Source organism: Syntrophomonas wolfei subsp. methylbutyratica, from assembly GCF_001570625.1.
Taxonomy (GTDB): domain Bacteria; phylum Bacillota; class Syntrophomonadia; order Syntrophomonadales; family Syntrophomonadaceae; genus Syntrophomonas; species Syntrophomonas methylbutyratica.
In genome coordinates this window covers 36,099-49,106 of record NZ_BBQT01000004.1, presented here as the reverse complement: position 1 = coordinate 49,106, position 13,008 = coordinate 36,099, and the positions used below count along the sequence as shown (strand labels likewise).

The following is a 13,008-nucleotide window of genomic DNA, read 5'->3' as shown; positions in this document are numbered from 1 at the left end:
GCCATGAGCAAAGGCTGGTTTGATGAACAGATAAAAAACAGAATCCGGTATGACGAGGAAGGCTTTCAAAATGCCTTCGCCCAACTCTCCTCGGTTGTTCTGGGCAAATCGCTGATATCGTCTGCCTTAAACAGCGACCGCTTGAAAACTAAAAATGCCATCGAGGAAATCCTTAAGTTTTACAATACCGAACCAGTAGAATTACCCGAAGAAGTAGAGGACATGAACGACCAGCTTAAGTACCTGCTGCGTCCAACCGGGATTATGCGAAGGGTGGTAAAACTGCAAGGCAACTGGTGGCGGGATGCTGTGGGGCCTATGCTGGGACAGACCAAAAGCGGCGATGTGGTGGCCCTCCTCCCGGTGGGGTTGGCCGGATACGAGTTCTTTGATTACGAAACAGGAGAAAAGCTCAGGCTGTCGCGGAAAACCAAGGATAAGCTGCAAGAAGAAGCCTTTTGCTTCTACCGTCCCCTGCCCCTTAAACAACTGGGGCTTACTGATCTGCTGCAGTATATCTTAAATACCCTTTCTTCTGCGGATATTCTTATGGTGGCCCTGGCCAGTTTGGGGGTAAGCCTCCTGGGCCTGTTCACTCCCTACTTAACGAAACTCATCTTTGAACGGGTCATTCCGGCCGGGGAACCCGGGCTGCTGCTGCCGGTGGCTTTGGTGCTGGTGGGTGTTGCCCTATCTTCAATACTGATTGAAATTACCAAAACGCTTTTAATCGCCCGGGTGCAGACCAAAATGAATATCCCCGTTGAAGCGGCCGCCATGAGCCGGCTGCTTTTACTGCCAGCGGCCTTTTTTAAAGAATACAACGCCGGTGAATTGAGTTCGCGCATTTCGGCCATCATGCAGCTCTGCGATATGCTGGCCAATACCTTTCTTTCAACCGGACTCACCGCACTTTTTTCGTTTATTTATGTATTTCAGATTATAAGTTTTGCGCCAGCCCTGGTGTTTCCGGCCCTTATGGTCATCCTGGCGCAATTGGCGGTTACCGTCATAACCGGTTTAGTCGAGCTAAACCTTAACCGCCGCCGCATAGCTCTTAATGCCAGGCTTAACGGTCTAACCTTTGCCAGTTTTTCAGGTGTGCAAAAGATAAAACTGGCCGGCGCCGAACGGCGTGTATTTGCCAAATGGGCGGATACTTTTAAACAGCAGGCGGACATATCCTACAATCCGCCCCTGCTTATTAAGGTACAGCCGGTTGTTGCCAGCGCTATCTCCCTGGGCGGGATCATTATCATATATTACAGCGCCGCGGCGGCCAGTGTTTCCGTTGCCGACTACATGGCCTTCAACGCCTCATTCGGCCTGGTAACCGGCGCCATTATGTCTCTGGCCGGTGTAACCACCTCCTTTGCCAATATAAAGCCGCTGATGGAAATGGTCGGACCCATTTTGCAAGCAGTGCCGGAAGTGGGGGAGAACAAGCAGATAATAACCAGCTTGTCCGGCAATATTGAACTAAACAATGTTTCCTTTCGCTACCATGAGGAAATGCCCCTGGTTTTGGACGACATCAGCCTGAAAATAAAGGCCGGTCAATATCTAGCCATAGTCGGAAAAACCGGATGCGGCAAATCAACTCTGATGCGGCTATTGCTTGGATTTGAAACGCCGCAGAGGGGGGCCATCTATTATGACGGCCGGGATATCGCCCGCCTTGATATGCGCTCCTTAAGGCAGAATATCGGGGCGGTAACCCAGGATGGACGATTATTTTCCGGGGACATTTTCTCCAATATCGTCATCTCCGCTCCCTGGCTGTCGCGAGACGATGCCTGGCAGGCCGCGGAACTGGCCGGTATAGCCGATGATATTCGGGCCATGCCCATGGGCATGCACACCGTGATTTCCGAAGGCAGCGGCGGCATTTCCGGCGGTCAGCGCCAGCGCTTGATGATCGCCCGGGCGATTGTGCCCAAACCCCGGATTTTGATGTTTGATGAAGCCACTTCGGCCCTGGATAATATCACTCAGAAACAAGTGTCAGAAGCCCTGGATTCTATGAAAAGCACCCGGATCGTAATAGCCCACCGGCTTTCTACCATTCGTCATTGTGATCGCATCTTAGTCCTTGATAACGGCAAAATCAAGGAAGACGGCAGCTATGACGAACTGCTCCAGAAGGACGGCTATTTCGCCGAACTGGTGGAGAGGCAGAGGCTGGATGATGACTCTTTTGTGGGCAAGACCACGCTGTTTTAGGGCTGTCAACCAAATTTTTTTTTACATCCTGAGCTACTTTTTCAATTTCATCGTATATATAAGTATACTTTTGGTAACAAAAGCTTTCTTTGGTTTAAAAAATAATTAAGAGGAAGGAGGGTAATTCAATATGAAAAAAGATTTAAACCATCAATTACTATTGGAAGAGCAGCTTAAAGCTGTGCAAGGCGGGCGCGGTAATTCATTAGTAACGGTCATACTTAGATGTTTATATCCAGGATGCACCTGGAGTCATCGTTGTTCTCCATCAAATGAGCAACAAGCACGTCAGGAACATACTCAGAACAACCCAGGACATAATGAATTTTCTGCGGACGTACAAAGCCCTGCGTTAATGGAATAGGCAGCGGTGTGCTGCAAATACTTGGCAGTTTCCTCCGATGCTTAATTCGAGCTTTGCCAAAAAAACCCAAACCGAGAAATGCAGCGAGTTTAGATTATGATTAAGAATGGAGGAATGAATAATGGAAAAGTCTAAAATTTCAGACCAAGAACTCAATAAGGTATCCGGGGGCCGTGAAGAATACGAGAATTATTTTTGCACCCAGCTAGATAAGCAGGCCTTTGAATTCCATTATAAACGTGGCCAGAATAATGAATGCCCTCGGTATATAGGCAGTGGTCATTATCCGGCCTGCAGTAATTGCTTTCATATACAACCCCGTATGTGAATGCATAATAAATTGCGACGGGGAAGCTGGGAATATAATACCGGTCTGTCCCGTCGCTAGACCATTATACTTGCCCGCCGTTTCACCGTATAAGTCGTGGTAAGCGTAGGGTCGTCCTCAGCGTTGCCCTGTTTATGCTACAATAAAAGTATTAACAAAAATTTTGGATGATTATTCCGTTTACAGCAAAGTATGGTCAGAACCATTCCCCCCCCCCTGTTTGGTAGTTAATATTAATGCTTAATCCTTCTAGTGTTCATAACAATAATATAACTCTATAAATGTTTTTAAATTAGCCTTTTCATTAGCTGTAAGCACGTGGTCTCTGTAACCTTGACCTTGAAATCTCATTTTAGCAATATTGGCATTGCTCAGCTGTGTCATTTGCTGAATCAATTTACTACTTAACACACCATTATCATAGAAGTTTAACTCCTTAAGAGCGTCAACTGTTTCTGTATCCGCTGCGGCTTTCCCCATCCATTCTGTTTTTTGCTTCTTCCTCTGTATCGGGAAGCATCACTTCTATTTTCCCGTTTTAGATATTGTTCAGTAGCAGCTAACACTATCTCCCTAAAATAACTCTTCAAAGCGGTTGGTCTTAATCTGCATAGCATTTTCTCTGCCACCGCCGACAGATATGCGATAAGCCCGCTCGTTCTTTTTACGGCTAATGGTAATTGAGCTTTTACCGAGGCTATTTAACTGTTTTATTTGATCTTTATCAACTACGGCAATCTCACTATTGGAAAGTCCTTCAACACCACAAACGAGAGCAAGTAAGAGATTGTATATGTAATTGTTCACCATATTCATTGATGATATTTTCTAAAGTCATTTAGCTTCCTCCCGAAGTTTACACCGCTTATGCTACAGCCTCCTGGGTATTTGTATAGTTTTGTGTAAATGGATTTTCTCAATTTGCTTTTTTCGGAATATAATTACCAACTCGTGGTAAAATATACTTGGATCTTGCCTGTCAGGGGGATAGGGCAATGCTGGAGAGCAACCCGAGCACCTGACAGGATTCGACTGGAGGGTGAATGGGGATACCACCCGGTTTCCCCGTTCAGTATAATAAATCACTAAGAGACAAATGCTGTTTAGCACTTTGAGTCCTTGCTACAGATTACACTTCAATCAAAATGCAAGGTTTCTCGTTCTAATTTATTCACTATTTATGAATCTTTTGCTGTCAAAAGTTTAATTATTATCATATGAGCTTCGCCTAATTGCTATAACATGCCTTATTTTTCTTTACCCTCACCCAGCAACTTCATTTCCATATCTTCCAATGCTTTTATATAATCTTTCTCCGCATTAGAGACATCCTCTAAATGCAACGCTTTAAATTTCTTATATTCTTCTTTTGCCTTTTGCTTAGCTGTTTTAGCACTAATCTTTCCGGCATGAGTAAGAATTTCATGCTTGGATAATTTCAAAAAACCATCCAGCGTCTCGAGCCAATCCGACATATACATCGGTATTCTTCTACGAGCCTGCATTTCTGCAAACTCAAGATAAGCAGAAACAACGCTGTTTAATGCAGATAATTCTTCTTCCGTACAATAATTTTTTGCCACTAAAGCATCCGATTGTGCTGGCCTTTCCCCCTTATAACTCAGCATCCCCATGAAAGGCTTGTCCGCATCTGCAGAATAATATATCTTTTCAGCTGCAGTCTTTCCATGCACTGCCCAATGCATTTTATTCTGGACTGTCTTGAAAAATAATGTAGAAGCTTCCGTTCTTGGATCATAATCAACGCTCGTTGCATAAATATCAAGCACTTTTCTCCAGAAAACTTTTTCTGATGAGCGGATATCACGGATTCGCTCCAGCAATTCATCAAAATAAATTCCGCCGCCATTATTTTTCAGCAGACCATCATTCATGGCAAAGCCTTTTCTCATGTATTCTTTTAAGACATTGCTGGCCCATATTCTGAACTGCGTTCCTCGTAATGACTTTACTCGGTAACCAACGGAAATAATGACATCCAGGTTGTAGTAGTCAACCTGATATGTTTTACCGTCAGCAGCAGTTGTTGCAAAATTTGCAACAACTGAATTTCTTATCAGTTCACCTTCATTGAATATATTCTTAATGTGGCGAGAAATGGTAGACTTATCACGCTGAAATAACTCTGCCATTTGATCAATAGAAAGCCAAACAGTATCGTTGTCAAAGGTAGTTTCTATTTTTGTCAAACCATCTTCAGTCTGATACATTACAATTTCAGAGTTCATATATACACTCCTACACGCTTTTCATTAATCATACATGTTTCAGCAAAATATTTCCATTAATTATAATAAAATCTACAACCTCCTACTTACATGTGGTTTTTTATAATTCATCCGCCTCACTTGTCTCAACATCCTTTAAAGTTTTGCCATCAGCCGTTTTCCAAGCAGTATATCCGTTTGAACTTGCACCCGTTACAAACATAGAAGCAGCCGATGGTGATGAAAATAGCACATCCTCTAAGAGCACATTGTTTTCATCTACCTTTGCACTGACCCGAGCCTTTTTTGCTACCCCTGAGCAAGTTTTTTCATTAGTTTTAGAATTGATAACACTGCCTTGTAAAACTATATATCCTTCACTCGAGCGTTTGCATTTTGCGTTTACTGTCATTCCACTATTCTGCATTTTTTGCTCCATAGAGAATTCAAGGTAGTCATCGCTCTCTTTACACGCTGCATTCTGCATTGCACGATTTTGAACTAAGGGCTCGAATACCAAATGTCCAAGAACTCCCATTACGATTTTGGCATAGTCTACATACTCTTCAAGTTCGCTCTCTTTTTCTTCTGTGACATTTCCGGCATTTGGTTCATTTCCGTTCTTAGCTTCGTAACGATTGGCAGTTAATGCAAGTGCAAAGAATCGATTTTCAAGCCAGCTAATCTCCGTTGCACCAAAAATATTATTTGAAGTCGTAAAGGCGATTGCTTCATACCAATCTTCAAGCCCCAGTTTCGGGGAGGCGTGATGCTCTTTCAAACGGTTCAAAATTCCTTCTCCATTTTTTCGAGTTCCAGATTGACCGACATAAACTAATGGCTTGTCACCATCTCCTTTACTAAAAAGAAAGTAAACACCACTCTGTTTTAGGTAATCAATATTTTTGCAGTCCACAAGCTTTACCCGTGGAATCTTATAGGCAACCCCTGTCCAATTGGCAAGTGTACACTTGATGCGCCCATTTGGGGTGCTGTCCATAAGAAAATAATTCATATTTTTACCGGCCATAGTGTTTATATCCTCCATAATCATTAATCCGATGTTGCATTAGTCTGTATATGTAGCAAATCCACCGACTCGGAAATATTTCTCAAATAGAGTTTTCAACCTATCTCATAAGGCAGTGTCCGGAAGTTCATCAAGTCAGGTAACTGTTCAACGGGCAAGATGTCCTTATTGCTCTTCGCCCATCATCATTTTGTAATGTTGTTCCTGCTCCAAGGCTTCAAAAATTAATTTGAACACATCCTTGTACAACGTGATGTCAGTGCAATCGTCAACATAATTCAAACCATCGCTAAACCCTACGGAATTGGCATTGATATAAGACAACATAGCCGTAGCGAGGTGGTACTTCGTGTAGTCGGGTAACCCTTCGGCTGGCGTTTCCACGAACTTATCTCTATGTTCATCAAGAACCCTCTTGCGGATATTCACACCGTCGTAGCCACAAAGTTGCCTGAAGTAATATTCCAAAATGCGGCGTATTACGTTCATTAGCGGAATAGCTGTATCCACTTCTCTGTACTCACCCCAGAGGGCAGCGTAGGAATTTTGGACAGGGTTGAAGTTTTCTTGTTCGGTAGGTTTAGATATACATTGTCGGACACAATGCTTAATCGTGGAATTGTTACTCGCTTTATTTACCACATAGAACGATACGCAATGATAGCGGGATGCTTGGTTATAGGTTATCTCCCTATGGAAATAGACGTTGTGGGTCAAGATAAAAATCTGCTTTATATAGTCGCCCTGAACCTCACGTTCCTGTTCACGATATTCAGCGTTGTTAAAGCAGACACCTACCATCTCCCGCACCAAGGTGCTGACGATGAATAGGACGCAGCTATCCATACTGGAAACGGGGTCGTCTATTACGACAATTTTATCCTTGCTAACATCAGCATCGGTATGACTTCCGCGAACGAGGTGATAGAAGTACAGGAACGCAATGAAATTCCTCTCGCCCTCACTTAGCTTATCCGCAACTGTCCCGTCTTGGCGCACAACCTCGTAGACATTTTGCTGACCTCGCTTTTCCCGCAGGGTGAAGCCCTGGAAACCCGAATCTCGAAGTAAATCGTTTATGCTTTTGATGGTGGGGGCGGTACTAACCACTCGTTTGTTAAGTTCTGCAATTTCATTTCCTAAAGCTCGTGATGCCTTAGCACCGTCATCGACCAGCTTAATCAATGCAGTAATCTCGTCGTCAAAGGTCTTGCGCCGTACTCTATAGGTCGAAACATCACTTTGAAGTGTAAAAGCAATAAGTTCCCAGACTTTCTTGGTGCACTCGGCTTGCTTCTGACGCTTCGCACCGACAATGTCGTTGTTTGCTTGAATCTGTTTATTAAAACCCTCGATTAGGACGTTTATTTCATCACGCAGCGTTTTGACGTTTTCAAGTGTGACAACTGAAGACGGCTCTTTCAACTTGTCAGTTATCCGTTGGATGTTGATTTCAATTGTCTTCTCCAAGAGCGCGAGTTTCGTCTTATATTCAGTAAGATCAAGTTTCGGGAAAGCATCCTGGAGATTGCCGTTAAGCACATCAAGGAAGCCTTGCATATCGCTTACGTAGTCCTCTTGAAATTGCCGAAGGGCATTAATATCCTCTTGATACTGGCCATCAAAACAGTCAGCGATTTGTTTTTCAAAATCGTCGGGTAATTCCTGCTGGCAATAAGGGCATTTTCCTTCTGATGTTTCGGCGAAATGTTCATGCCCTTGGCGCACCCAGTCCGTGGCTCTAATCGCTTTGATGAAACCGGCAAAGGGTGTGTCACTACTGCTCGTGATGGATTTATTAAGCAGTTCGTTGCCGGGTGACCCTTTTAATCTTTCCGTGCCTCCAGTAGGCTGAAACTCCTTATATGTAGCAGCTTTTGGGTCAAATGCCGTTTCATACAGAGTTCTTAATTCTCCTATATCATGCTGAGCAGGATTTCCTATTTGCAATACTTTCTCGGCAAACTGAGCCTTCCGCTTAAAGCCGCTCTGCGTAGCGTCAAATCCGTCTCGGATGGCTTTCGTTTTATCCCAACAGGTTCCTTGAAAGTCGTCGAGCAAGGTGTTTCGTGCCGACTCCTTGCGGTCCTTTGCTATGCTATTTTCGCCATTTAGCTTTTCCTGCTCAGCCCGCTGAATGTTTTTTTCAGCTATGTCAGCTTGAATCTTGATGTTCTGCTCGCCAACTGTGAATACGCCCTTGAGTTTGCCGTAGTCACGGAAATTCGCTTCGACAAACTCCTGATTATAGACAAGCACGGAGTAGTCATCTGCGGATTTTCCCGCTTGCCAAGACAAACCCTCATTGGCATGGACAGCCCTCGCTATTGTGGATTTTCCCGTGCCGTTGTTTCCATAAAAGAAGTTGATAAGTGTGGGCTCAACCGGAATGCCGTGAAAAGTCGCAGCGTTTAGCATAAGTTTTTCGATTGCGGAAGTTATTTTAGTATTCATCATCTATATCCTCCGTTCGTTTTCGCGGCTCCGATATACGCGGCTTTATAGATAAAACTTCTTCGACGTCATCCCCGAGGGCAGGCAGCGCAATTATCTCTCTGCCAGCTATGCCTTGGAGGTCGCCGCTCATACCATAGAGACTATTTGTGACCTTTTGCAGGATTTTTTCCTGTGCTGCCCAGCGTTTCTGGGCTTGCTTCTTCTCTGTGTCGAGCTGCTTTGCCATCTCATCGTAGGACTCAAGGATATAACGAATCCGGTTACTAAACTCGCCGCCGGTCAGATAGTTGTATATCAGTTCAACCTTCACATCTTTGCCTTCAGCAGCGCGATTGGCTGCAAAGACCTTGACGATTGCTTCCCGCAATAACGTGGCGAGCATTATCACATAGCGCGGCTTCACAAGCCAGATATTATCAGCAAGCTGTTTGAAGTCATCGCCTCCTCCGTCAGTGGGATTGAACACAATAACTCCCATTTGAGCTTTTTCTGATGCAATTTCATCTTTCAGCTTTCCGAGCCAGCTTGCCTGATAGGTCTTGGCATTTTTGCATTCCCAAAGAATCAAGCCGCAGTTCATATAAAACTGCTCATTGACCACTTGCCGAATGTCCGAACCGCGTTCGCCCTTCTTGACTTCCTCGACTGTATCGAACGGGAAACCGCTGCGGAGGGCATTTTCGATATCCAGCTCGAGGATTTCGCCCTGTAACTGCTGTGAACCTTGCTCCGCCACCTGTTTAGCTGTGGTTAATTGCTCACGTAACCGGTTGATGGTTTCCTCCTGCTCGCGGATTTTTGTGTTGAAGTCCTCGGAAGCTTTTTGCGCCGCCTCGGCACGTATACCTTTTTCCTTTTCGAGCAGTTCCTTGCGGGCAGTGAGTTCTGCATCCTCACGCGCCTTATTTGCCTTGGAGAGTTCTTCGAGCAAATCCGATAACTGCTTGCGGAGCTGCTTCTCGCTTTCCTTGGAAGCGGTAGCTTCACGGCGCAGACGCTCGGTTTCCAGTTCGGTGGTCCGCTTTGCCTTTTCAACTTCAAGTTCAGTGGTTTGGCGAGCCTTGTCCAGTTCAAGTTTAGCAGTCTGCCGCTCCCGTTCAATTTGAAGCTGTGCCGCCTGTTGCGCCTCGGATATAGCATTTTCCACGGCTTGCTTTAACTTTATCTCGGCAGCGGCATCATACTTCTTGCGGAGTGTCTCCGACTGCTCAGTTTTTGCTCGAAGCAACTCATCCTCAATCTGGTGCTGTATGGCATCAGATATTTCAAAAGACTTTTTGCAATTCGGACATATAATAGTGGCCCCACCCATATTTTCTCTCTCCTCAGACTATTTTTATCCCTGTACCAGCTCCCACAGCTTGTCATAGCTGTCAACTACATCATATTTCACGTTATCGCCGCTGATAGCACGGAAATGCTCACGGGCGCAGTGTGCTTTGGCTTCCTCGATTTTGCGGAGTTCCATCGAGGACATATCACCTTTCGTTTCAGCAACAAAATAAATGTGCTTCACTTTACCTTCATAGAACGCAATCGCCCAGTCGGGGTTATACTTGCCCACAGGGGTGTTGATATAGAATCCGCGTGGCAACTTGACATAGACTTCTACTTCTTGGCTGTGCGCTTCTAACGCGGAAGCGAAATCACGCTCGTTGGTTGAATCGTAAATAACATAATCGTATAGATGGCGCTTTGCCTCCATGGCGTTCACACCAAGGCTACCTTTTTTAAGATCGGGTTCGGTGAATATATCAGTACCAAAAGCGGCGGTCAGCTTATCGTAGGTTATGTGTTCGATAATTGCTGTGGCTTTCTGCTCGTTGATGATGTTGGAAGCGCGGATAATATACTCTTCGGGGTTGTCTCCAAACTGGTCAAAGATTACTTTTTCGAGCCTGACCAGAATCTTTGTCACGGCTTTTCTGGTTAGTCCCGTTTCTGCTACGATTTTTCCAACAAGATCGTAATGGACGGACGAACTTGCCCGCATCGCCATGAATGAAGCCGCTTCCTCGCGCACCATATCCTTTCGAACAAAGGCTTCTCCGTACTCAAGCTGTTCCTTGGAGTCAATATTCTTTGCCTGTTCGCCCGTCTCAACCTTGAAATAAATCTTCGAAACGCGCAGTCTGGCATTCAGTTCCTTTACAGCTTTTTCCACCAATTCATCTTCATCAAATCCTACGACATAGTAGCTTTTGTGGTTAATGCGTGACCATAGTTCTTGAAATGCCTTGCTATCCAATTTTCCCTTATCAAGCATAACCTCGACGGTGTTTTTGCGGGCGTTTTCAGGCTTATTGGCATTCGGGTCGTAAACGGAATCCAGTACGGCTATGACATCAGCAGTTTGTCCGGCTGCTTCTTCAGGTACTTCTATAGTGCCGTTTTTCTTATCCTCGTAATATTTCTCGGTTAGTTCGCCTCGCTTCACATAACCGTTTTCTATTAAGCTCTCATATATAGCAAGTGCTGTATCCTCACCAAACTTTTCTGTGAACAGCTTTGCTTCCACCTTACGCGGACGGTCGGCGACCGCTTCGGCAATTTCACTTTGCAATCTCTTGGCGAAGCTGTCGTAGCTTTCGTTTGCGATAACCGTTAGTACATTGATATTGTGGACTTCCTCGCGAGATAGGAGGGTTTCGTCCATGCGTTCGCCGCCTTGATTTACGGCCAGGCGAAGCCCGCGCCCGACTTCCTGACGTTTACGTACATCGCTTCCGCTTTGTTTTAAGGTGCAGATCTGAAACACATTCGGGTTATCCCAGCCCTCGCGCAAGGCAGAGTGGGAAAAGATAAACCGCACAGGCTCTCGGCGGTCAAGCAGGCGTTCCTTGTCCTTCATGATGAGGTCATAGGCATCCGCGTCGTCGGAGGTGCGTTCTTTTTTATCTCCGAGTTTGCTATCTACCATACGACCACTTTTCTTATCAATGGAAAAGTAACCAGCGTGTGTCCGCTCGGCCTCAATACCGTCAAGATACGTAAGATACTCCGTCGTGTCAGTTAAGGCAAGCTGCATACTGCCGACGATGGCTTTGTACTCCTCCTCGAAAATCTCAGCATAGGTGCCGCCTTGTGCGTTGCCTGAAGCGTCATACTGCTTGTACTTTGCCACTTCATCAATAAAGAAAAGCGATAAAACCTTCACGCCTTTAGCAAATAACTGCCGCTCCCGCTCGATATGGGACAGGATGGTTTCCCGTATCTGAATACGGCGCAACTGCTCCTCACTAACCGCGCCAATAACATCCCCGGCAAACAGCTTCTTACCGTTTGTAAATTCAACGGAAGAATCTCTGCCGTCAATTCGCAAAACGGTATAGCCGTCCTTATATTCGGCAAGCTCTCCGGAGTTATCGAACAGGCTATAACCTTCGGTTACTACCCGTGTTTTTGGGCTGAACCCGGTCTTATTCTTTATGTCAAATTCGATTGTCGCTGTGGGGTTGCCCTTTGAAAGGTTAATACTCTGCACATAAACATAGCCTTCCGTAGCGGTGCTACCGGAAACCGAAATACCCTTGACGGCTATCTTTTTTACGAGCCGTTTGTTATAGGCCTCGATCGCATCCAAGCGGTAAATCATATTGTACAGGCTGTCAGCTTTGTGGGTCGCAGAATATCGAAGCGTGACAAGGGGAGCGAATTCTTTCAATCGCTCTTTGGTAGCCTTACCTTCCACCGACTGCGGCTCATCGATAATCATTATCGGATTTGTTTTGGCGATGATATCAATCGGACGTCGGGAACGAAACTCATCAAGCTTCATGTAAATACGCCGGGCGTCCTTGCCTCTTGCGTTAAACGCTTGGCTGTTGATAATCATCACGTTAATTGCACTATCAGAAGCAAAACGGTCAATCTCGGTGAGTTGCGAGGAATTATAAATGAAGTAGCGGATTTTCTTTCCGTAATCCTCGGCAAAATGCTCCTCCGTCATCTGGAAAGACTTATAAACACCCTCACGAATAGCTACGCTTGGTACAACTATGATAAATTTGCTCCAGCCGTACCGCTTGTTAAGCTCGTACATGGTCTTGATATATGTATAGGTTTTGCCGACACCTGTTTCCATCTCAATGGTCAGGTTAAAACGGCCTACAAGTGAATCGGACGGTTTTATACCACTTTGCCGCTGAGTGGTGCGGATATGCTCCAAAATTTTGTCATCAGAAACAACAATAGGTGCGTTGCTGAAGCCTGTATAATCATGTGTTTGCGATAGCGAAAGCTGACCCAGGCCGGAATCTATCATATAGGTTGGGGTGCGAAACGGCTGACCTGCGAACACGTCGCAGACCGCTTTTGCCGCATCTGCTTGAAAAGGCTGATGCCGGAATTGTAGTTTCATTTGCCAGCACCTCCGTAT

The 13,008-nt window shown here is 45.3% G+C and carries 10 protein-coding genes; 3 read left to right on the top strand and 7 right to left on the bottom strand.

What is annotated here, in order from left to right:
• The first annotated feature begins 3 nt into the window (after positions 1-3).
• The 3 genes from AWB54_RS04715 (at position 4) to AWB54_RS04705 (ending at position 2,915) form a co-directional block, all read left to right on the top strand.
• Entirely contained in the window at positions 4-2,223 is a 2,220-nt protein-coding gene (locus tag AWB54_RS04715) for an NHLP bacteriocin export ABC transporter permease/ATPase subunit (protein WP_061213468.1), read from the top strand.
• A gap of 130 nt (positions 2,224-2,353) precedes the next feature.
• The gene (locus AWB54_RS04710) at positions 2,354-2,587 is read left to right on the top strand and encodes a hypothetical protein (protein WP_061213467.1); all 234 of its coding nucleotides are present in this window, start codon (positions 2,354-2,356) and stop codon (positions 2,585-2,587) included.
• A 121-nt stretch (positions 2,588-2,708) separates the two neighbouring features.
• Positions 2,709-2,915 carry a hypothetical protein gene (locus tag AWB54_RS04705; protein WP_061213466.1) on the top strand — a complete coding sequence of 69 codons (207 nt, stop codon included), beginning with the start codon at positions 2,709-2,711 and terminating at the stop codon, positions 2,913-2,915.
• A gap of 249 nt (positions 2,916-3,164) precedes the next feature.
• Here AWB54_RS04705 and AWB54_RS04700 read toward each other — a convergent pair whose 3' ends face one another.
• From AWB54_RS04700 to AWB54_RS04670, 7 genes are all read right to left on the bottom strand, one after another.
• Positions 3,165-3,395: a hypothetical protein gene (locus tag AWB54_RS04700; protein WP_061213465.1), complete on the bottom strand. Its 231-nt coding sequence runs from the start codon at positions 3,393-3,395 to the stop codon at positions 3,165-3,167.
• A gap of 93 nt (positions 3,396-3,488) precedes the next feature.
• Positions 3,489-3,731, bottom strand: a complete 243-nt coding sequence (locus AWB54_RS04695) for a hypothetical protein (protein ID WP_061213464.1) — start codon at positions 3,729-3,731, stop codon at positions 3,489-3,491.
• A 431-nt stretch (positions 3,732-4,162) separates the two neighbouring features.
• On the bottom strand, positions 4,163-5,164 hold the full coding sequence (locus AWB54_RS04690) for a virulence RhuM family protein (protein WP_061213463.1): 1,002 nt from the start codon (positions 5,162-5,164) through the stop codon (positions 4,163-4,165).
• A 100-nt stretch (positions 5,165-5,264) separates the two neighbouring features.
• Positions 5,265-6,173, bottom strand: a complete 909-nt coding sequence (locus tag AWB54_RS04685; RefSeq protein ID WP_061213462.1) for a GIY-YIG nuclease family protein — start codon at positions 6,171-6,173, stop codon at positions 5,265-5,267.
• A gap of 165 nt (positions 6,174-6,338) precedes the next feature.
• Positions 6,339-8,630 (bottom strand): AAA family ATPase, encoded by a 2,292-nt coding sequence (locus AWB54_RS04680; protein WP_061213461.1) that lies wholly within the window; start codon positions 8,628-8,630, stop codon positions 6,339-6,341.
• The gene (locus AWB54_RS04675; protein WP_061213460.1) at positions 8,617-9,942 is read right to left on the bottom strand and encodes a DUF2130 domain-containing protein; all 1,326 of its coding nucleotides are present in this window, start codon (positions 9,940-9,942) and stop codon (positions 8,617-8,619) included. Before AWB54_RS04675 ends, AWB54_RS04680 begins: the two co-directional genes overlap by 14 nt.
• A gap of 24 nt (positions 9,943-9,966) precedes the next feature.
• Complete coding sequence (locus tag AWB54_RS04670) at positions 9,967-12,990, bottom strand: type III restriction-modification system endonuclease (RefSeq protein ID WP_061213459.1); 3,024 nt, start codon at positions 12,988-12,990, stop codon at positions 9,967-9,969.
• Positions 12,991-13,008: the final 18 nt, after the last annotated feature.